Origin of the sequence: Streptococcus sp. NLN76 (genome assembly GCF_015686645.1) — a bacterium.
Lineage (GTDB): Bacteria > Bacillota > Bacilli > Lactobacillales > Streptococcaceae > Streptococcus.
The window spans coordinates 1-21,845 of sequence record NZ_JADPMS010000014.1; the positions used below are offsets into that span (position 1 = coordinate 1).

General features: G+C 41.6%; 20 protein-coding genes and 2 pseudogenes. 19 read left to right on the top strand and 3 right to left on the bottom strand.

Annotation, left to right across the window (positions count from 1 at the left end):
- Window positions 1-176: 176 nt before the first annotated feature.
- From I1A59_RS03895 to I1A59_RS03935, 9 genes and pseudogenes are all read left to right on the top strand, one after another.
- Window positions 177-392: pseudogene (locus I1A59_RS03895) on the top strand (PTS sugar transporter subunit IIB); the annotation flags it as partial.
- 45 nt (window positions 393-437) lie between these two features.
- Complete coding sequence (locus I1A59_RS03900) at window positions 438-1,214, top strand: PTS mannose/fructose/sorbose/N-acetylgalactosamine transporter subunit IIC (protein ID WP_196091506.1); 777 nt, start codon at window positions 438-440, stop codon at window positions 1,212-1,214.
- A complete protein-coding gene (locus I1A59_RS03905; RefSeq protein ID WP_196091507.1) occupies window positions 1,201-2,016 on the top strand; it encodes a PTS system mannose/fructose/sorbose family transporter subunit IID in 816 nt (271 codons plus the stop codon). The genes I1A59_RS03900 and I1A59_RS03905 overlap by 14 nt, the downstream gene beginning before the upstream one ends.
- 666 nt (window positions 2,017-2,682) lie before the next feature.
- Complete coding sequence (locus I1A59_RS03910) at window positions 2,683-4,563, top strand: heparinase II/III family protein (protein WP_196091508.1); 1,881 nt, start codon at window positions 2,683-2,685, stop codon at window positions 4,561-4,563.
- A 140-nt stretch (window positions 4,564-4,703) separates the two neighbouring features.
- Window positions 4,704-5,708 (top strand): LacI family DNA-binding transcriptional regulator, encoded by a 1,005-nt coding sequence (locus tag I1A59_RS03915; protein ID WP_196091509.1) that lies wholly within the window; start codon window positions 4,704-4,706, stop codon window positions 5,706-5,708.
- A 261-nt stretch (window positions 5,709-5,969) separates the two neighbouring features.
- On the top strand, window positions 5,970-6,668 hold the full coding sequence (locus tag I1A59_RS03920) for an XRE family transcriptional regulator (RefSeq protein WP_196091510.1): 699 nt from the start codon (window positions 5,970-5,972) through the stop codon (window positions 6,666-6,668).
- 21 nt (window positions 6,669-6,689) lie between these two features.
- Window positions 6,690-8,105 (top strand): Y-family DNA polymerase, encoded by a 1,416-nt coding sequence (locus I1A59_RS03925; protein ID WP_196091542.1) that lies wholly within the window; start codon window positions 6,690-6,692, stop codon window positions 8,103-8,105.
- Complete coding sequence (locus I1A59_RS03930) at window positions 8,102-8,476, top strand: hypothetical protein (RefSeq protein ID WP_196091511.1); 375 nt, start codon at window positions 8,102-8,104, stop codon at window positions 8,474-8,476. The genes I1A59_RS03925 and I1A59_RS03930 overlap by 4 nt, the downstream gene beginning before the upstream one ends.
- Complete coding sequence (locus I1A59_RS03935; protein ID WP_196091512.1) at window positions 8,454-8,762, top strand: DUF5960 family protein; 309 nt, start codon at window positions 8,454-8,456, stop codon at window positions 8,760-8,762. The genes I1A59_RS03930 and I1A59_RS03935 overlap by 23 nt, the downstream gene beginning before the upstream one ends.
- A gap of 94 nt (window positions 8,763-8,856) precedes the next feature.
- Here I1A59_RS03935 and queG read toward each other — a convergent pair whose 3' ends face one another.
- Complete coding sequence (queG, locus tag I1A59_RS03940) at window positions 8,857-9,984, bottom strand: tRNA epoxyqueuosine(34) reductase QueG (RefSeq protein ID WP_196091513.1); 1,128 nt, start codon at window positions 9,982-9,984, stop codon at window positions 8,857-8,859.
- A 464-nt stretch (window positions 9,985-10,448) separates the two neighbouring features.
- Here queG and I1A59_RS03945 point away from each other — a divergent pair, with 464 nt between their 5' ends.
- Window positions 10,449-10,955, top strand: coding sequence for an aldehyde dehydrogenase family protein (locus tag I1A59_RS03945; protein WP_196091514.1), 507 nt, complete (start codon window positions 10,449-10,451; stop codon window positions 10,953-10,955).
- A gap of 2 nt (window positions 10,956-10,957) precedes the next feature.
- Entirely contained in the window at window positions 10,958-11,584 is a 627-nt protein-coding gene (locus I1A59_RS03950) for a hypothetical protein (protein WP_196091515.1), read from the top strand.
- Window positions 11,585-11,704: 120 nt separating this feature from the next.
- Here the strand turns inward: I1A59_RS03950 and I1A59_RS03955 are convergent, their stop codons facing one another.
- Both I1A59_RS03955 and I1A59_RS03960 read right to left on the bottom strand, forming a co-directional pair.
- Entirely contained in the window at window positions 11,705-12,019 is a 315-nt protein-coding gene (locus tag I1A59_RS03955) for a type II toxin-antitoxin system YafQ family toxin (protein ID WP_196091516.1), read from the bottom strand.
- Window positions 12,020-12,291: pseudogene (locus I1A59_RS03960) on the bottom strand (type II toxin-antitoxin system RelB/DinJ family antitoxin).
- 439 nt (window positions 12,292-12,730) lie between these two features.
- Between I1A59_RS03960 and ylqF the strand changes: the two are divergent.
- The 8 genes from ylqF to I1A59_RS04000 all read left to right on the top strand — a co-directional run bounded on the left by ylqF (window position 12,731) and on the right by I1A59_RS04000 (window position 21,759).
- Window positions 12,731-13,582 (top strand): ribosome biogenesis GTPase YlqF, encoded by an 852-nt coding sequence (ylqF, locus tag I1A59_RS03965; protein ID WP_196091517.1) that lies wholly within the window; start codon window positions 12,731-12,733, stop codon window positions 13,580-13,582.
- The gene (locus I1A59_RS03970) at window positions 13,569-14,327 is read left to right on the top strand and encodes a ribonuclease HII (protein WP_196091518.1); all 759 of its coding nucleotides are present in this window, start codon (window positions 13,569-13,571) and stop codon (window positions 14,325-14,327) included. The genes ylqF and I1A59_RS03970 overlap by 14 nt, the downstream gene beginning before the upstream one ends.
- Window positions 14,328-14,370: 43 nt before the next feature.
- The gene (gene dprA, locus I1A59_RS03975) at window positions 14,371-15,216 is read left to right on the top strand and encodes a DNA-processing protein DprA (protein WP_196091519.1); all 846 of its coding nucleotides are present in this window, start codon (window positions 14,371-14,373) and stop codon (window positions 15,214-15,216) included.
- A gap of 212 nt (window positions 15,217-15,428) precedes the next feature.
- Entirely contained in the window at window positions 15,429-17,522 is a 2,094-nt protein-coding gene (gene topA / locus I1A59_RS03980) for a type I DNA topoisomerase (protein WP_196091520.1), read from the top strand.
- The gene (gene trmFO, locus I1A59_RS03985; protein WP_196091521.1) at window positions 17,522-18,859 is read left to right on the top strand and encodes a methylenetetrahydrofolate--tRNA-(uracil(54)-C(5))-methyltransferase (FADH(2)-oxidizing) TrmFO; all 1,338 of its coding nucleotides are present in this window, start codon (window positions 17,522-17,524) and stop codon (window positions 18,857-18,859) included. Before topA ends, trmFO begins: the two co-directional genes overlap by 1 nt.
- A gap of 133 nt (window positions 18,860-18,992) precedes the next feature.
- Entirely contained in the window at window positions 18,993-19,823 is an 831-nt protein-coding gene (locus I1A59_RS03990; RefSeq protein WP_196091522.1) for an alpha/beta hydrolase-fold protein, read from the top strand.
- A gap of 15 nt (window positions 19,824-19,838) precedes the next feature.
- Window positions 19,839-20,579: an alpha/beta hydrolase-fold protein gene (locus I1A59_RS03995; protein ID WP_196091523.1), complete on the top strand. Its 741-nt coding sequence runs from the start codon at window positions 19,839-19,841 to the stop codon at window positions 20,577-20,579.
- Window positions 20,580-20,592: 13 nt separating this feature from the next.
- Window positions 20,593-21,759, top strand: coding sequence for a carbamoyl phosphate synthase large subunit (locus I1A59_RS04000; protein WP_196091524.1), 1,167 nt, complete (start codon window positions 20,593-20,595; stop codon window positions 21,757-21,759).
- Window positions 21,760-21,845: the final 86 nt, after the last annotated feature.

A 21,845-nucleotide genomic window follows, 5' to 3' on the forward strand; every position in this document is an offset into this window, starting at 1 on the left:
GGTTGGAGGTAAAATGAAGGGCTGGGTAACAGACTTTGTAATGAAGACTGAGCAACAAGGAGGATAAGAAACAACCATGAGTCCTTTCCATAACTCTATTGTTCTGGGAAACATTGCAATAGTCAAGTATTTATACAATCATTGTTCAAACTGGGTTTTAATAACCCTCTAAACTTATATTACGAGGAGGGGTTCCTATTCAAGAGTTAAATATCGGGAATATCCATAATTCTGAGGGAAAAACTCAGGTGACACGTTCCATCTTCTTTGGACCTGAAGATAAAGCTGCTGTCAAGGAATTGAGCGAGGTTTATCATGTTCAATTCAATACCAAAACAACTCCATCTGGTAATGATGGTGCTGCTCAGGTTAATGTCTTGGACTACATTTGATTTTCTGTGGCTAAACTCATTTCAACAATTTGAAGGAGAGTAATTATGACAATTAGTATCATACAGGCCGTCCTTATCGGTCTTTGGACAGCCTTTTGTTTTAGCGGTTTGTTGCTTGGTATTTACACAAACCGAAGCATCGTTCTCTCATTTGGAGTTGGTATCATTTTGGGGGATCTTCCTACGGCCTTAACCATGGGAGCCATTAGTGAATTGGCCTATATGGGATTTGGAGTAGGAGCAGGTGGAACTGTACCTCCAAATCCAATTGGACCTGGTATCTTCGGAACTCTAATGGCGGTTACTAGCGCAGGCAAAGTCACTCCAGAAGCAGCTTTAGCTCTATCGACTCCGATTGCGGTCGGGATTCAATTTTTACAGACGTCAGCCTATACCATTCATGCTGGTTCTCCAGAATCCGCTGTGAAACACTTACGGGCAGGGAATATCTCTAAGTTTAGAGGTGTTGCAAATCGTACCATCATTACCTTTGCTGTTGTTGGATTTGCCTTAGGATTTTTAGGAGCCTATTCAATGGATACTCTGCTAAGTCTTGTGGAGCTTATCCCACCAGTATTGTTGAATGGACTTAGTGTAGCCGGTAAAATGCTTCCAGCCATTGGCTTTGCCATGATTCTATCCGTTATGGCCAAGAAAGAATTGATCCCATTTGTTCTTCTAGGCTATGTTTGCGCTGCTTATTTAGAATTGCCTGTTATTGGGATCGCCATCGTCGGAAGTATTTTTGCCTTGAAAGAATTTTTCAACAAGTCAGAACAGCCCGTAGTTAAACAGGAGGAGGTCCAAGATGACTGGATCTAAACTAAGTAAAAAAGACTATATCACAACATCCTTAAGAGCCTTTTTCCTTCAGAATGGTTTTAACTATAACAATTATCAGGGGATTGGCTATGCCAATGTACTATATCCAGCCTTTAAAAAACATTTTGGAAATGACGAAAAAGCTCTTTATAAAGCTTTGGAAAAGAACTGTGAATTTTACAATACCAACCCACACTTCTTACCTTTTATCACCAGTCTTCACTTGGTAATGCTGGAAAATAATCGCCCCGAAGATGAAACTCGAGGCATTAAAATGGCCTTGATGGGCCCCTTAGCTGGAATCGGTGATTCCCTATCCCAATTTGTCTTAGCGCCTTTGCTATCCACCATTGCTGCCTCCTTGGCAGGTCAAGGGTTGGTCCTAGGTCCAATCTTGTTTTTCCTTGGGATGAATATCATTCTAACCAGTATTAAATTATTGACAGGTCTTTATGGTTATAAATTCGGAACAAGTGTCATTGACAAAATGAGTGAGCAAATGGCAACGATTTCGAATATAGCGAACATCATTGGTGTCACTGTTATTTCTGGCCTAGCAGTAACATTTGTCAAAATTCAAGTGCCGATTACTTTTGCAGCAGGAGAAGTCCAAGAAGAAGCACAACAAAGTATTGTGTCTATCCAAGGAATGTTGGATAAAATTGCACCAGCCTTACTACCCGCTTTGTTTACTCTATTCGTTTACTACCTCATTAAAAGTAAAAAATGGACTACCTATAAATTGGTTATCTTAACTGTTATTATTGGAATTATTGGAAGTTGGCTTGGAATCCTTGCCTAATCTTATCCCTTCTCATAGTTCGAACTCTCCAGATAAATTGCTGATTGCATTAAGTAAGAAGGTCTTGCCACCATCTCCTTGTCCTAACTCATACCAATGCAATCTCGAAACCAGAATACTCAAAGTTGTTTAACATCTAACTCGAACCTTAATTCAGGAATTGAATTAAGATTTATATTTAAAGAATGCAAGCTTTGCTTGCAAATATTAATAGACTTCCTACGGACCTAATGTAGTTGATCCAATTTCACAGCAGGAATTAGCGCATAACCACACTGAAATATCTTGTGGCTCAGTCTTTTTTCAAGTGATAACTCCGATGAATCTCAAGTTCCGTCACTGTTTTGCAGGAAGTCTAATGATGAAGGTTGTTCAACGGATCAGGAAGACCTGTTGAATGTTTACAATCTAGCGTACAAGGTACGCAGTCAATAAGGTTCACCAAAGATGTTGAACAGTGTTCAGATTTTGAATCATACAGAGTGTCAGTTTATTGCAACCTCAAAGATTACTGTATCTTGGAACCGGATTTAGAATCTCGAGAGGAACAGGGGAGTTAGGGAGGGCTATGATTAGGTTTGATTTTGAAACAAATCTAGAAAGAGAGGTATAGGTTTTCCTAGCCTCTTTCTCTATTTTCCTTGAAAGGAAGAAAAGGAGCAGAGTATGTATAGTCAATCAGTCCTAGAGATATTAGAACGAGAACAGCAACCAGCTCTTAAGTCTGTGTTAAAGTCTGCGAAGCTATTGCTAGAAAACATTTTTGTGTTTGATGATAATTGGGATATGGAACCCTGTTTAATTCCCTATAGACTATCTCCTTTGAGATGGGATATGGATTGTCATGGTGATGAGGAATGGCTGTTTATGTTAAATCGCCAAGAATATTTGTGGAAACTAGGCCTTGCATTTCAACTTTCTGGAGATTCTTCCTATCTTGAAAAAATAAAGGATTTCATGGAATCTTGGATTGCTCAAGTTCAAGAATTTAGTCCCAAAGATTTACGTTGTCGGACAATGGATACTGCCATTCGTTGCATCAGTTGGAGTAGAGTCATTCCTTTGTTAAGAGACAATGCAGTAATTGATGACGAAGAGTATTATAACCTGTTGCAATCTCTTAAAAATCAGCTAACCTTCCTGAAGTACAACTATAGACCCAAAGATACTTTAAGTAATTGGGGTATTTTTCAAACGGTTGCCATCTTATTGGTAGATTATGTATTCGGAAATGAGGTGACGTTAGAATCCGAAAGGCAATTTGCTGATGCAGAAATTTTGACACAAGTTCAAACACAGATTCTTGAAGATGGTACCCAGTTTGAGCAATCTTTTCTCTATCATGTTGAAGTGCTTCAGCTCTTGTTAGAATTAGCTGATCGAATCCCTAAATATGCAGTGCTGTTGTCCGATACCTTGAGAAAAATGGGGAACTATGTGCTATGGATGACAGGGCCTGATGGGCATAATATAGCTGTAGGCGATAGTGATATTCACGCACTTCATGACGTTCTTCAATTTGCAGCTATTGTTCTAGAGGATGCAAACTATCTCCTAGACATCCCGAATATTCGACGGCTCGATTTAAAGATTCTCTTCCTGGTTGGAGAGGAGGGGTTACACACTTTTCAACGTTTGATTCCGGTTAAGCTACCTCAAGGAGGCAACCATTTCTACGAATCCGGACATAGTCTTATTCGTGAAGGGGAGTCTTTGATTTTTTTCAAAGCTGGTCCTATGGGAAGTGGTCATAGCCACTCCGATCAAAATCAACTCTGTCTGTATCATCGTAGTAAACCGATTTTCATTGATCCTGGTCGTTATACTTATCGAGAGTGCCGCGAACGTTATTTTTTGAAAAGCAGCCTAGCCCACAATGTCTGCTTATTGGATGATGTTCCCTCTGAACAAATTGAAAACTCTTGGAGTTATCACTCTTATCCGTATCTGATTAGTCACACTTCCAAAAATCGAGAAGATTGCCATTTGCTTCAAGGTGTTTATCAAGCCAAACTTGCGAATGGTCAACCTTTTTGGCATGAGCGACAAGTATTGAGCGTTGGAGCCGACCTTATTTTCTTGTTTGATATTCTAGATTGTTCCGGTGAACATACCTTGAGGACACAATTTGTTCTAAGTCCGGATTTGAATTTTTTAGAAAATAAAATAGGGGATTTGCAGATTTATAGCGAGCAAAATTTTGTGTTAAAGGATAGTCTCTATTCTCCTCGGTACAATCAATTGGAAGCAACCCGTAAAATTGTTAGACAGGAATCTTTTCAGGATCACTTAGCGACAGTCACCGTAATAGCGGAGCAGGGATTCACGGTGAAAAAAGTTCCTGTTTTCAGATCAAATCAGGAACTTTTTCCTCATGCTAAGGCTTTTTCATGTAAGCGAACTGAAGATGAAGACTATATCATCCTTTTTCAGGACAGAGACATTTATCGGGGTGAAAAACTACTGGTGGTTGATGGTGTCAAACTTCGGGGGAAATGCATTGTTTATAATCGGAAAACCAAGGAAATGCGACGCTTGCGTCATTAGTTAAGTAAACAGTTTGCCTTCTGATTTTACTTGTGGTATGCTTAAAGTGAAATAGAAAAGAGCCTTGTACAACAAGGTGTTAACCGCTTTCTTTTTAGGAGATAATCTCAATATCCATAGCGTAAGGGGAGGGTTAGGGGATGTCAAAAAAAGTGACGATTAATGACGTAGCTAAATTAGCAAATACTTCAAAAACTACGGTTTCTTTTTATCTAAATGGAAAATATGACAAAATGTCAGAAACTACACGAGTTCGGATTCAACAAGCCATTCAAGAGACAGATTATAAACCAAGTATTATTGCGCGTGGACTGACTTCTAAGCAAACGAAACTCATCGGCGTTCTTATTGGAGATATTACCAATAGTTTTTCCAATCAGATTCTAAAGGGGATCGAAGAAGCAGCTAATGACAAAGGCTATCAAGTCATCATCGGGAATAGTGATTATAGTCCGACTAGTGAAGATCGCTATATTGAAAGCATGTTGCAGCTTGGTGTAGACGGTTTTGTGATTCAGCCGACCTCCAATTTCCGGAAATACTCTCGTATTATCAACGAGAAAAATAAAAAGATTGTTTTTTTTGATAGTCAGCTCTATGAGTACAACAGCAATTGGGTAAAAACCAATAACTATGACGCTGTATACGACACTATTCAAAGTTGTATCAAAAAAGGCTATGAAAAATTTATATTGATAACTGCAGATCCAAGTCGACTCAGTACACGGATTGAACGAACTTCTGGTTTTATTGATGCTTTAACAAATGTCCATAAAAGTTACAGTGAGTTAATCATTTCAGACGTTCAAACAGATGTGGGTGAATTGGAGACTTTTTTAAAGCAAGAAATTGATGCAGAAAAACCGACCTTAATTTTTGCTCCTAATTGCTGGGCACTCCCTTTGGTTTATACAACGATGAAGAATCTTGGTTGTGATATGCCTCACGTTGGTTTACTTGGATTTGACAATACCGAATGGAGTAATCTGGCATCACCAACGGTCTCTACAATTGTTCAACCAGCTTTTGAAGAGGGAAGTAAGGCAACTCATATTTTAATTGATGATATCCAAGGATTGAATGAAGAGGAGAAACATCAGGTTTTGAACTGTTATGTCAATTGGAATGAGTCTACGAATCTCTAGTCAGATTTTAGACTAATGTATTTTGAAAAAGCTTCTTTGGAATATTCTTTCAAAGAAGCTTTTTGGGGTTTGAATGGTTTCTATTTTTTAGATATAGTCTTTTAGTTTGCTTTTAGTACAAGGCAGCGAGTCGTAGACAGTACTGAAGTACGGCAAGACGAGCTAACACAGTAATAAAAGATAAACTAAAAGAGTATAATGGATAGACATCCATCTCTTTTTTATGTATAATGTGTTTAATAAAACACACAGGAGGTTTTTATGTTTTCTGGTCAACGATTAAGAGACTTGCGCGAGAAGCAAGCGAAGACACAAGCGGATGTTGCACTGGTTCTAGGAATTAACCGAGCTTCTTATGCTAGTTGGGAGTTGGGACGGGCCAAACCAAACCAAGCGAATTTGGAAAAATTAGCTGCACTTTTTGAGGTGGAAGCGACCTATTTTGAATCGGAATATGCCATTGTTCATCCGTATTTACAACTAAACGCTGGCAATAAACTGAAGGCCGAGGACTATGTTGAGAACTTACTGGAAGCTCAAGTAGTAGCAGAAACCAAGTCCAAGGTGGTGCCATTGTTTGCGGTTCAGGTGCTAGATCAGGTGCCGTTATCAGCTGGTTTTGGGGAGGCCTATTACGATGAGCAATCCTTCCAGACCGTTTATACAGATCAGGAGTATTCTTATGATTTTGCTTCCTTTATTCAAGGGGACTCCATGGAGCCTAAATACTTTGATGGGGAGGTGGCCTTATTTGATGATGACGGATTTGACTATGACGGAGCTGTTTATGCCATTTCCTTGAATGGACGTGCTTATATCAAGCGGGTATACCGTGAACCGGAAGGTTATCGTATTGTGTCCTTTAATTCCGATTATGCAGATATGTTCGCTGGTCCTGAGGATGATTTTCGGATTGTCGGCAAAGTTATTGGACATTTCCGACCTGTGGAGGAGGTGTAGTATGTGGAAGAGAATCAGTCAATAGAGCTCTTTGATTATAGCCGGGAGCCTCGTAGTGATATCGCTTTCGTTGATATGAAGTCTTTTTATGCGAGTGTGGAATGCGCTATGCGGGGATTGCACCCGCTCAAGACTTCCCTATGTGTCATGAGTCTAACTGACAATTCCAATGGTTTGATTTTGGCTTCTTCCCCGCTCTTTAAACAGGTGTTTGGTAAGTCTAATGTGGGACGGGCGCGTGATTTACCCTTTGATATCCGAACTCGGCGTTTTTCCTATGGAGTAGCTCGCAGGCAGGGGTTACCTACAGATTCTGCCTATGTGGCCTTTGTTGAAGAGTGGGCGCGAAACAGTTTGATTGTCCCACCTCGAATGGATCTTTATATTGAAAAAAATATGGAAATTCAACAGGTATTTCAGCAATATGCAGGTTTAGAAGATATTCTACCCTACTCGATAGACGAGGGCTTTTTAGACCTAAGCGCTTCCCTGAATTACTTTATTCCAAACCCGAGTCTCAGTCGCAAAAAGAAATTAGAGATGGTGAGTGCTCGAATCCAGCGGGATATCTATCGTAAGACAGGTGTTTACTCAGCTGTAGGTCTTTCCAACGCCAATCCTCTTTTAGCAAAGTTAGCACTAGATAATGAGGCCAAAAAAACGGCAACAATGCGAGCTAACTGGTCTTATGAAGATGTGGTACACAAGGTCTGGTCTATTCCTAAATTAACCGATTTTTGGGGGATAGGGGAAGCGATGTCCAGACGGCTGCAGCACCTTGGTATTTACTCTATCCGTCAGTTGGCTGCAGCTAATCCAGATCAATTGAAGAAGGAATTGGGTGTTTACGGGGTTCAATTGTGGTTTCATGCCCACGGGATTGATGAAAGTAAGGTTCAACGTCCCTATAAGCCAAAATCTAAGGGGCTAGGGAATTCCCAAGTTCTCCCCAGAGATTATGACCGGCAGGAAGAGATTGAACTTGTTCTAAAAGAGATGGCAGAACAAGTCGCCATTCGACTACGAAAGCGGAAGAAGAAGACAACCAAGATTTCAATCTACATTGGGTACTCCGGCTTCGATGAGAAAAAGTCTTTCCGAAGTCAGATGCAGGTGGAGCCCGTTAACCAGACTGAAATGCTGCAGCAATATGTCCTGCAACTGTTTCGTAAAAAGCATACCGGTGGTTCTGTCAGAAGAATTGCTGTTTCCTATGAATCTTTTGTTAGTGAGGAATTGACCCTACTGAATCTGTTTGAAGACCCAGAAGAAATACTGAAAAAAGAACGCCTGCAGTCAGCTGTTGATCAGATTCGGCAAGAGTTTGGTTTTGCTAGTCTGCAGAAAGCGACGGCCTTGACGGAGGCTTCTCGTTCTTTGGCTCGTAGTAAGCTAGTTGGGGGACACTCTGCTGGTGGATTGGATGGTTTAACATGATTGACCGCAACTATCTTCCCTATCAAACAGCGCGTGATTACCGAGATTCGGGTATGCAAAAATGGATGGGCTTTTTCTTATCAGAGCACGTGACCTCTTTAGAAGAGGACAGAAAACAAGTGGATTTGTCTTCTTCCTTGTCTAGATTGGATATTTTAATTCGTTTAGGCCAACTCTACCAGCATCAAGCACAAGGTGCTATTGTTAGTAAACAGAGAGGGCAAAGAACATCCTATCAAGGAGTGGTCAGTGAACTGGGAACTGAAACTGTGACCTTGAGAACCAGTGAAGGGTATCGTAGAGTCCAAATAGACGATATTTTAGAATTAAGTCTTGTGGAGGTATTGGATGAATCGGAAGGCAATCTATGATGATCTATTACAATTAGACTATTTCTCAGATTCTTACCTAACTTTTGAGGAAGATTTTCACCGTTATTACAAGGGAGTGGATCCTTTGACCTTTTTAGTTGATGATATTTTGCTGACAATGGCTTTGAAGCAAACCAATTATTTCCGACTCCATAAAACCAAGAGTCGAGATGGGGCAGACCATTATTTTTATTTTAAGATCCGCAGCCCAAAAGAAAATCCCAAGGTTCGGATTTATGACTATCAAGGGATGGACCAACGAAAGAATTCTGAGAAAACAACATAAGTCCATTTTGTTCCAAATCAAAACTGCAGCCAAGCGGGAGATTCTGTGACGTATCAGGCTGGCTGCAGTTTTATTTTCGTTATCAAGTATCAAACTAAACAGGATTGGCTTGCCATTTTTCTAGAAGTCTGGTTTGTTCTAACTGACCGTCCTCATCCAATCCTTGTAAGCTTTCAATAAAAGCAATCATTTCTGAATTCGGTTTAGGAACGATTTGTCCTAGCGCCCAGATGGCAGTAGCAACGTGGATTTTATTTTGAGATTTATCAATGATTTCAAGTAGTTTGGGAATGGCAGAGCGATCACGGCTATTGGCCAGAGCAATAATCGCATTTCTTTGAAGAATATTCTTTCCACGCCAAGAGCCGGCTACCTGACCGAACTTTTCTTTAAACTGTCCATTACTCAACTCCAAAAATGGGAGGAGTTGGGGATGAGCCAGTTCAGGATCGATATCCGTGTGCGTCTGATTCAAGATCCCCTTGTTATAAGGACAAGAAATTTGACAGATGTCACAACCATAAATCACAGATTTGATTTTTTTACGGAATTCTAAATCCATCATTCCTTTGTCTTGGGTTTGGAAAGAGAGGCAGCGTTTGGCATTCATACTGCCATCCCCAATGAGACAAGACGTCGGGCAAGAGGTCAGGCAGCGGGTACAATCCCCACAGCCATTGGGAACGGGCTGGTCTGGTTCAATTTCTAGATTGGTGATTAGCTCACCCAAGAAAACATAGGATCCGTATTCTTCAGTAATGAGAAGGCCATTTTTTCCGATAAAGCCTAATCCAGCCCGTTGAGCGACAGCGGTGTCGACAAGAGCTCCTGTATCGACCATGGTCTTGTATTCTAGATCAGTATCCAATTGACGAATAGCTTGGGCTAAGGCCTCCATTTTTTCCTGCAGGAGGAAGTGGTAGTCCCGTCCCCAGGAAGAAGGAGTAAACTTACCTCGTTTAAACTCAGACTTTTCAACTGGATGTGGTAATTTATGGGGATAGGCTAGTGCGATAGAAATGATGGTTTTGGCAGACTTTAAACTGAGTTTTGGATCCAATCGTTCCTCAAGAATCTTGTGTTCAAATCCTGATGACCGGTCCTCTTCTTGGGCTAATCGCAACGATTTTTCTAAATAGTTGAAGTCATCTGCTGTAGTAAATCCAATTTTCGAAATCCCTATTTCCTGGGCTAGCGCTTTAATCTCTTCCTTGATATTCATAGCCCCATTATACTTTAATTTTTTTGAAATAAAAATAACAAGGATATGTTTATGTAAAAAACAAAAAAAGTTTGTTAAAATTTCACATAAGATTTGTGAAGCAGTTCCAGAAATAGTATTCTATAAGAAACGGTTAATGGGTCTACAAGAAGATGTAGGCTTGAGGTTCTAGAGCATTGCAAGAGCTTACATTCTAGATGAAAGGAGCTGTCGCTATGCACCTCACCGATAAAGACTTAGTGGTCAAACAAGAAGTCCGCAATCAAATTCGCGGAGCAAAAGAAGCACAGGAAATCCTGGGTACATGGTCGTAAGAACAAATCGACGACCTGGTAAAATCAGTCGCAGAGGCAACTTATGCCAAGCGCGAAGAATTGGCTAAAATGACCAACGAAGAAACCGGCTACGGAAAGTGGCAGGATAAGGTTGCCAAGAATACCTTAGCTTCAATGGGAGTTTAGGACTTGGAGACTGGAATTCTTCGTCGAGATGAGAAAAAGAAAGTCATGGAAGCAGCAGTGCCAGTCGGTGTCATTGCAGCCTTGATTCCATCTACCAACCCAACTTCCACCGTTATTTTCAAGGCAATGATTGCCTTGAAAACAGCGAATTCTATCATTTTTTCACCACATCCAAGTGCAGCTCAGTGTATTCAAGCGACTGTGGATGTGATTCGCCAAGCTTTGAAAAAGTTTGGAGCACCAGAAAATGCAGTCAACTACTTAGAATATGCTTCTCTGGAAGCTACACAAGAATTGATGGACGATCGAGACACTAAGATGATTCTGGCAACCGGTGGAAAAGCCATGGTTAAGTCAGCTTATTCCTCTGGAACACCAGCCATTGGGGTGGGACCTGGTAATGTACCTTGTTACATTGAGAAAACAGCCAATATTCCTTTAACAGTTGAGCGGATTATTGGTTCTAAACCTTCGATAATGGTGTCATCTGTGCTTCAGAGCAATCTGTAATCGTGGATGAGGCTATCGCTGAAGCTGTAAAAGAAGCGTTTATAAAACAAGGTTCCTACTTCATCACTGGAGAAGACGCAGACAAGTTTGGCAAGTTGATGATCCAAGGAAACGGTCTTATGAATCCGGCTATGGTCGGAAAAGATGCGCAAACCCTCGGAAAAATTGCTGGGGTAGACATCCCCGAAAATGTCAGGGTCATTATTCACGAAGAAACTCAGGTCGGTCGCGACTACCCATATTCCACTGAAAAACTCTGCCCAGTTCTAGCTTTCTATACTGTTAAGGATTGGGAAGAAGGCCTAGTGCTAAGTCGCAAGGTCCTCGAACTCAAAGGACTGGGTCACACCCTCTCACTTCACACAGAAGACGACCAAGTTGTCGAAAACTTCTTCCTACACAGTCCCGTCTCTCGTGTGTTGGTCAACGTGGGATCAGCTTTGGGAGCAGTAGGAGCAACAACTGGATTCCTACCATCCATGATGCCAGGCTGTGGAGCTATCGGAAATGGATCGACTTCAGACAATATCGGACCAAAAAACCTTATCAATATTCGTTACCTCGCTTACGGGGATAAGGAAATTGGAGATTTGCAAGTATTCGTGAATAATAGCCAGAATTCCCAATAACCGTATAAAAAGAAGCGTAGAATTCATAATAACTATGAGATTCCACGCTTCTTTTTCCTTTAAAATTATACCTTTGATTTTCGAGATATCAAATTTTTTTACGTAAACGTATTCATCTGCCTATAAACTTTCATTTACCTCTTGCTCATCAAAAAGCTCCATATTGAATAAGTCCGCATGACTGCCTGTATCAGATAAAGTTAGAGTTAAGACATCGTCCTCAATAAGATAAATCAAAATCCAATCGGGTTTTATATGGCACTCTCTGAAACCAGCATAAGATCCTTTTAGTTCATGATCTCGGTATTTTTCGTCTAAAGAATGTCCCAATCGAAGTTGCTCAATAACTTCATCTAGTAGATTCAAGTCTACTCCACGTTTTTTCATACGTTTATAACTTTTTTTTAAAGCAGATGTAAATTTCAGATGATACATTTAAGACTCCAAGGCTTTTTTTAAATCAGTTAAATTATCATATGAAGCAACAGATTGATCCCGAGAAATGAGCTTCGCTTCTTCCATTGCTTGAATTGTACTCTGTGAATAATTTGGAATCTCAACAGTAAAAGGAAGACCCCCACGCAAAAGACATTGACGTAAAAAATATTGACAGCGCTAGACATATCTAAGCCTAAATCGCTAAACAATGAGGTTGCCTGAGTTTTTACAGATTCATCAATTCGAATTTGAGTCGGTACGTTTGCCATTAGATATACCTCCTTTCAAATGAAATTTTACTACAGATGATATACATTTTGTGTCGTTTTCTCAAAAGTTGCTATTTACCTTGAAACGGCTATCCTGAGGTAGTGATGAGACCTGAGGAAGGTAGCAAGGGGTAGACTCTAGTGAGAGCGTATTCCAATCTACAATCCCTTTTCAGTTGATATAGCCAAATCTGTTATACACTGGTACTGATCATCAGCTTCTATCTACAAGCTTCTTTCCACTGACTCCAGCATCGAGTAATTCTTGGAGGTTATGAATCAAATCGATCCACAAGAATGGTAACCTGGCTATTATAGGGTTGAAGAAAGGCAAGGATTAGTGTATGCTAATTTTCATGTAATGATAAAGGAATTTGGACTAATATCACAGATGAGGAGTCGAATTCCGCAGAATGAAAGTAATCAGAAAGGCAATCACATGGCAACAATTCAATGGTTCCCAGGGCACATGTCTAAGGCACGACGCCAGGTACAAGAAAGTTTAAAGTTTGTGGATTTTGTCACGGTTTTGGTAGATGCACGTTTGCCGCTATCCAGTCAAAATCCTATGTTGACAAAAATTGTGGGGGATAAGCCACAATTATTGATTCTTAATAAGGCAGACCTAGCAGACCCACAGATTACACAGGAATGGCGGTCTTATTTTGAGAAGCAAGGAAAAACGGTGCTGGCTCTTAATTCCAAAGAGGCTTCCAGTGTCAAAAAAGTTACCGAGGCAGCAAAATCTCTCATGGCTGCTAAATTAAAGCGACAAGAAGAACGCGGAATTCGCACACAAACCCTTCGGACCATGATTATCGGTATTCCAAATGCAGGGAAATCGACCTTAATGAATCGTTTAGCGGGTAAAAAAATAGCGGTGACAGGCAATAAACCAGGTGTTACCAAGGGCCAACAGTGGTTGCGGACCAACAAGGACTTGGAAATTTTAGATACACCTGGAATCCTTTGGCCTAAGTTTGAAGATGAGACTGTAGCCTTAAAACTAGCCTTGACGGGTGCGATCAAAGATCAATTACTTTCTATGGACGAAGTAACAATTTTCGGACTTGATTACTTTAAGACCTATTATCCCGAACGTTTGCAGGGACGTTTTCCAAAACTTGATTTAAGCTTGGAGACTCCAGAATACATTATGGATGGGACCAGTCTCTTAGGGTTTAGAGATGATTATGACCGCTTTTATCAACTTTTTGTCAAAGAAATTCGCGACGGCAAACTAGGCCGTTATACCCTAGATCGAGTGGGTGACTTAGATGGCGACGATTAAAGAAATTCAAACATTATTACTCGGGGTGGACCGCTTGGACCACCCTCTTTTCCTGGATTTACAAGAAGACTCCCGACAAGGGGTTCAAAAACTTCTTCAACAAAGAAGAAAGCAGTTGGAAGCAGAACGAGTGGAACAGGAGCGCTTGGAAGCTCTAATGAGCTTAGAGAAGGACTTGTACTCTCGGGGAGTTGAATGGATAGCCGGAGTAGATGAGGTTGGTCGTGGTCCTTTAGCGGGGCCAGTCTTGGCTGCGGCAGTCATTTTGCCACAGACCAGCCGGATTCGGGGAATCAACGATTCTAAAAAATTATCCAAAAAGAAATTACTAGAAATGTACGATACGATCAAAGAAGAGGCAGTGGCGATTGGGATTGGGTGTGTTGAAGCCGAAATCATCGATCAGGTCAATATTTATCAAGCGACAAAGATAGCCATGAAGGAAGCCATTCAAAACCTTGGACTAGTTCCCAATCATCTATTGATTGATGCCATGAAATTGGATCTAGCCGTCGAGCAAACTAGTTTAATCAAGGGAGATGCGAGAAGCCAATCGATTGCTGCAGCCAGCATCATCGCCAAGGTAGAGCGCGATCGCCTGATGGAGGCCTATGATCAGGAGTTTCCTGGTTATGATTTTGCCAACAATGTCGGTTATGGAACACCGAGTCACCTAGCCGGTCTTCGGCAATTAGGGCCAAGCCCCATTCATCGAAAGACCTTTGCTCCCGTCAAAGATTTTTAATTTTTTTGCCGCATTTGCGAATAAGCAGATGAGGTGAGAAATAATGAAGACATTTGACATATTTTATTTACGGAAACTCGGCTTAAGCAATGCTCAGATTCGAAGGATTATGGATTATGAGGCGGAAAAAGGAGAAGAAGAAGTGCTCCGCAATCGGCTTGTAATCTCAGGTTGCAAAGAACCCTTTGACCGCTTGCAGAGGGCCCAAAAATGGGACCACGGGTCCATACAGGAAGAATTTCACTCTTGCCCTTCTATCGGAATGTCCGACCCTGCCTACCCAGCTCCTCTAAAAGAAATCTATGATCCTCCACTTATTCTCTTCTATCAAGGAAATTTAGAGCTTCTACAATTACCAGCTTTAGCGGTTGTTGGGAGCCGAATGGCTAGCCCGTACGGGCTCCAAACTGTCAACAAAATTATCCAAGAACTCAAAGGGAAATTAGCGATAATTAGTGGCCTGGCCAGGGGAATTGATACAGCAGCCCATAAAGCGGCTCTCAGAGAAGGGACACCAACTATAGGCGTTCTAGGAACAGGCTTGGGTCATGCTTACCCACCAGAAAACAAACGACTTCAAGAATACATGGGCCGTCACCAACTTCTGATTAGCGAGTATGGCTCTAAAGAAACTGCCAAACCCTATCATTTTCCCAATCGGAATCGCATCATCGCTGGCTTAGCTACCGCTGTCTTGGTAGCAGAAGCCAAAGTTCGATCTGGAAGCCTGATAACAGCAGACCGCGCTCTTGAAGCAGGACGTGAAATCTATGCCATTCCAGGCTCCATTTTATTAGAAAGTCATGAAGGCTGTCACCAGCTATTGAAAGAAGGCGCACACTACGTCTCATGTGGTTTAGACATTCTTAGTGATTTAAACATAACTTAAAGTTCTCCTATAGAAAAACCTAATTGTTGACAGGGGTATGAAAATAGAGTAAACTTGTCCCAGTTTAAATTGATACTCATTAAATTTCAAAATCTGACGTTGTCAAGCCTCTTCGGTGAACCTTAAGTTCTACCATCATCGGCTTTCCTAGTCATCTTTTTGAAATTTTTCGAGTATTCCGATTTAGAAGTTAGTTAAGTATGAATTGAAAGGTGAAGAGCTTGGTTACAAAAACAAGGAAAAAAACCACTCCAAAGAAAAATCTAGTCATTGTCGAATCGCCCGCCAAGGCCAAAACGATTGAAAAATACCTTGGTCGAAACTACAAGGTGATGGCGAGTGTCGGGCATATTCGAGACCTCAAAAAATCGTCGATGTCCGTCGATTTTGAAAACAACTATGAACCTGAATACATCAACATTCGCGGAAAAGGGCCACTCATTAACGACCTTAAAAAAGAAGCCAAAAAAGCTAAAAATGTTTTCCTAGCAAGTGACCCGGATCGCGAAGGAGAAGCCATTTCTTGGCATCTCGCCCATATCCTGGACTTAAATCTTGAGGATAGCAATCGCGTTGTCTTTAATGAAATTACCAAGGATGCGGTTAAGAGTGCCTTTAAAGAGCCACGGAAAATCAATATGGACTTGGTCGATGCCCAGCAAGCACGACGAGTTCTAGACCGTATTGTAGGGTATTCTATCTCACCAATCCTTTGGAAAAAAGTTAAAAAAGGTTTATCAGCAGGTCGCGTCCAGTCTGTTGCCCTAAAATTGATTATCGACCGAGAAGCTGAAATCAATGCTTTTATCCCAGAAGAATATTGGACGCTTGACTCAGTTTTTAAAAAGGGCAACAGACAGTTCCAAGCTTCCTTTTATGGAATCAATGGGAAAAAGAAAGAACTGAAAACCAACGAAGATGTTCAAGAGGTCTTAGGTCTACTCAAATCTGATGAATTTGATGTAACCAAGGTTGAAAAGAAAGAACGTCGCAGAAATGCACCTCTTCCTTACACAACCTCATCCCTTCAGCAAGATGCAGCGAATAAACTGAATTTCCGTACACGAAAAACCATGTCAGTGGCTCAGCAATTGTACGAGGGGATTAAAATATCCGGTGGGGTCCAGGGGCTTATTACCTATATGCGTACGGATTCTACACGGATTAGCCCGGTTGCGACCAACGAAGCCGCTAACTTTATCACAGAGCGCTTTGGAGCTAACTACTCCAAGCATGGAAGTAAGGTGCGAAATGCTAGCTCGGCTCAGGATGCCCATGAAGCCATTCGTCCTTCCAATGTTCATTTGACACCTGAGTCCATCGGCAAATACTTAGATAAAGATCAACTTAAACTCTACACTTTGATCTGGAATCGCTTTGTCGCTAGTCAAATGACAGCCGCTGTTTTTGATACCATGAAGGTCAATTTGGAACAAGCTGGCGTTCGTTTCACAGCTAGTGGAAGTCAAGTTAAATTTGATGGTTATCTAGCTATCTACAACGATACCGACCGCAATAAAATGTTGCCAGAAATGGAAGTTGGAGATAAGGTTAAACGTATTTCCAGCAAGCCTGAACAACACTTTACCCAACCACCAGCCCGCTATTCAGAAGCAACTCTGATTAAAACACTAGAAGAAAATGGAGTCGGACGCCCATCGACCTATGCACCCACAATCGAAACGATTCAAAAACGCTACTATGTTAAACTCGTTGCCAAACGTTTTGAACCAACAGAATTGGGAGAAATCGTCAACAGACTCATTGTGGAATTCTTCCCAGATATTGTGGACGTCCACTTTACAGCCGACTTAGAAAAACGCTTAGATGACGTTGAGATTGGCCAAGAAGAGTGGCAAAAAGTCATAGACCAGTTCTACCAACCCTTCAAGAAGGAAATTGGGAAAGCTGAAGAAGAAATGGAAAAAATCCAAATCAAGGATGAGCCGGCTGGTTTTGATTGTGATGTCTGCGGCAACCCCATGGTTATCAAGCTAGGTCGTTATGGAAAATTCTACGCCTGCAGCAATTTTCCAGATTGTCGCAACACCAAAGCTATCGTCAAAGAAATTGGGGTCACTTGTCCTGAATGTCAGAAAGGACAGGTCATTGAGCGTAAGAGCAAGAAAAATCGCACTTTCTATGGCTGTGATCGTTATCCAGACTGTGAATTTACTAGTTGGGACAAACCAGTAGGTCGGACCTGTCCAAAATGTCAGGGAACTCTCGTTGAAAAGAAAGTCCGTGGTGGAGGCAAGCAGGTTGTTTGTGTGAACGGGGACTACGAAGAAGCAAAGGTTAAATAATGTATAAAACTACCCATATCAATGTTATAGGAGCCGGTCTTGCCGGCAGTGAAGCAGCCTATCAGATTGCCAAGCGTGGCATCCCTGTTCGGCTTTATGAAATGCGGGGACCTAAAAAGACACCCCAACATAAAACAGACCAGTTTGCGGAGTTGGTTTGTTCCAACTCCCTAAGAGGAGATGCCCTAACCAATGCGGTAGGACTTCTCAAAGAAGAAATGCGTCGATTGGATTCCATTATCTTAAAAGCAGCGGAATCCACCCGCGTTCCAGCTGGTGGAGCCTTAGCCGTTGACCGGGAAGGTTTCTCCCAAGCTGTGACAGAGGAACTGTCCAATCATCCACTCATTGAAGTCATTCGTGAAGAGATTCAAGAATTGCCAGAAGATGAGATTACGATTGTTGCGACAGGTCCCCTCACTAGCGATGCCTTAGCAGAGAAAATTCATGCGCTGAATGGTGGCACTGGCTTTTACTTCTATGATGCGGCCGCTCCCATTGTTGATGTCAACACCATCGACCACAGCAAGGTTTACCTAAAATCTCGCTACGACAAAGGAGAAGCAGCCTATCTCAATGCCCCTATGACCAAAGAAGAATTCATGGCCTTCCACGATGCCTTGGTTCATGCAGAAGAAGCTCCTTTAAATTCTTTTGAAAAAGAAAAATATTTTGAAGGCTGTATGCCCATTGAAGTCATGGCTAAAAGGGGAATTAAAACCATGCTTTACGGTCCGATGAAACCTGTTGGACTGGAATATCCAGATGATTACGAAGGTCCGCGTGATGGTGAATTTAAGACCCCTTATGCAGTAGTGCAACTTCGCCAAGACAATGCTGCGGGCAGTCTGTACAATATCGTAGGTTTCCAGACCCACCTCAAATGGGGGGAACAAAAACGGGTTTTCCAAATGATTCCTGGATTGGAGAATGCAGAATTTGTCCGCTATGGGGTTATGCATCGCAATTCTTACATGGATTCTCCTAATCTCCTCAGCCCAACCTACCGTTCGAAAAAACAGCCCAATCTCTTTTTCGCTGGGCAAATGACTGGTGTTGAAGGCTATGTAGAGTCAGCCGCATCTGGCTTAGTAGCCGGAATCAATGCTGTTGCCCTCTTCAGGGGCGAAGAAGAAGTTCTTTTCCCACAAACGACAGCCATTGGCAGTTTGCCACACTATATTACTTCAACCGACAGCAAGCATTTCCAACCGATGAATGTTAACTTTGGGATTATCAAGGAACTGGACGGACCACGAATTCGTGATAAGAAGGAACGTTATGAAAAAATTGCAGAACGTGCCTTGAATGATTTAATTCCTTTCCTTGAAAAGTAAGGACTCCGAGACCTAGTCTCGGTTTTTTTGTATGCGATAGGAAAATTTATTGAAAACCTTCAAAAATATATGTACAGTCCTAGGCTTTTGTGGTATACTGATTTAAATTTTGAATATAGAGAGTTTTCAGACAATGAATCATTCTTATTTTTATTTGGACATGCATACGCATGAATTAGAGGTCCCTTATTCAGGTGAGGGGCGCCGCATTCGAGTTCTCCTTCCAAAGAACTATGAGCAAGACGTGGAGCGCTCCTATCCAGTTGTTTACTTTCATGATGGGCAAAATGTCCTCTATAGTAAAGAGGCGTTTAGTGGCTATTCTTGGAAGGTTATTCCAACGATTAAACGAAACCCAGATATTGATCGAATGATTGTGGTTGCTATTGACAACGATGGAGAAAACCGCATGAATGAATACTCTGCTTGGAAGTTCCAAGGAGGCATTATTCCAGGGATTAGCTTTGGTGGGAAAGGTATTGAGTACGCTGAGTTTGTCATGGAGGTTGTGAAACCTTTTATTGACGAACATTACCGTACCAAGCCTCAGAGAGAGTACACTGCCATGATTGGTAGTTCCCTTGGTGGAAATATTACCCAGTTTATGGGGTTAGCCTATCAAGATCGAATTGGTTGTCTAGGAGTTTTCTCCTCAGCCAATTTCCTCCATCAAGAGGCCTTCAACCGTTATATTGAACGGATGCCAATGGAGGCGCCTCAACAGATTTACATCTATGTCGGAACCCAAGAAGATGACGAGACGGATAAGAGTTTAATTGGAGGCAATATTAAGCAAGCCTACGTTAGCTCTTCCATTCGATACTTTAAGGATCTGATTCGAATGGGGCATGATGTAGACAATCTGGAATTTGTGATTCAGACGGATGCTGAGCACAATGAAATTGCTTGGGCTGAGCAATTAGGAGATTGTTTCCGATTCTTAAGCCGTTTTTGGCATGATTAGTAAAAGGAGAAGATTATGAATATCGAAAATCTTGTACATTGGAGTCATGAATTAGGGCGTGATATGCACATGAACCGCTATGGACATGCTGGGATTCCAGTTATGGTTTTCCCCTCTTCCGGTGGAAGTCACAATGAATTCTATGATTTTGGAATGATCAATGCCTCCCAACGTTTTATTGATGAGGGAAAAGTACAATTCTTTACTGTCTCAAGTATTGATAATGAAAGTTGGGAAGCCAATTGGAAACCTGGTCACGATCGTGCCTTAGCGCACCTAGCTTATGAACGTTATATCATTCAAGAAGCAGTACCTTTTATTAAATACTTGGCAAATTGGGAAGGGCCATTGATGACTTCTGGCTGTTCCATGGGGGCTTATCACGCGCTTAACTTCTTCTTGCAGCATCCAGACGTTTTCCAAAAAGTCATTGCCTTGAGTGGTGTCTATGACGCTCGTTTCTTTGTCGGCGAATATGGAGACGACAAAGAAATTTACCAAAATTCTCCAAGCGATTATATCTGGAATCAAAATGACCCATGGTTCCTAGATCATTACCGTTCTGCTGACATCATTGTCTGCACTGGTCTGGGGGCTTGGGAACAAGATGGATTGCCATCCTTCTACAGCTTGAAATCTGCCTTTGAAGAGAAACAAATTCCCGCTTGGTTTGATGTTTGGGGCTATGATGTAGCTCATGATTGGGATTGGTGGCGGATTCAGATGCCCTATTTCTTAGAAGCACTTGATTTATAAAAGGAGAGGGATTATGAACTATATCGTTATTTCGCCTTATTACCCACAAAACTTTCAAAAATTCTCCCTTGAGTTGGCTAAGCAGGGGGTCAATGTGCTTGGTATTGGTCAGGAGCCTTACGATCAACTTGGATCAGACCTTCAGGGAGCTTTGACAGAATATTTCCGGGTCAGTGATTTGGAAGACTTGGATGAAGTTAAACGTGCGGTGGCCTTTCTTTTCTATAAACATGGACCAATCGACCGCATTGAATCCCAAAATGAATACTGGTTGGAGCTTGATGCAGAACTTCGCACACAATTCAATGTCTTCGGACCTAAAAATGAAGATATTGAGAAAACCAAGTATAAATCAAAAATGAAAGAAATCTTCCGTTCTGCTGATGTTCCAGTTACTCCAGGACGCGTCGTGACAAATGAAGCCGAAGTAGAAGAAGCAGTTGAACGCTTAAGTCTTCCATTGATTGCTAAACCAGATAATGGCGTAGGGGCAGCAGCTACTTATAAATTGGAAGAACCAAGATCTGTGCGTGAATTCCTAGAAAACTGGGATCAATCTGTTGCATATTTCTTGGAACCATTTGTAACAAGCACTGAGATTTGTACCTTTGATGGTTTAGTGGATGCCAATGGTGAGATTGTCTGGTCAACTTCTTTTGATTATACCGATACACCTTTGAATATCCTGATCCACCAAAAAGGAATTGCTTATTACACACAAATGGAAGTAGATCCATTACTCCGTCAGTACGGAGAAGCAGCGGTCAAAGCATTTGGTATGAAAGAGCGCTTCTTCCACATCGAGTTCTTCCGTAACGGCGATGACTATATTGCCATTGAATACAATAACCGTCCAGCTGGGGCCTTTGCCATGGATGTTTATAACTTTGGTTATTCACGTGATCTGTTCCGTGATTATGCTAGTCTCGTTGCAGGACATGGTTTTCCAGAGGCAGATGGCCCACTAAACCATGCACTGGCGGCTACACGTCGAGATGAAAAGAACTATCAAGTATCCAAAGAAGAACTGCTAGAGCGTTATGCTGCCAATTTGAAAGCGAATGTTCGTATGCCTGAAGCATTTGCAGCTCTTCAAGGAAATGACATGTTTATTTTCACTTCTGATGATATTGAGGTAATTCACAATATCATTCATGATGTCGAGGCGCTAGCTGATTAATTTTTCAAAAAAACAAACCCAGGTAATGCTACATAAGCCTATTATCTGGGCTTTTTTTACGTTTGCTAGTTATCTTTTGACAGGGC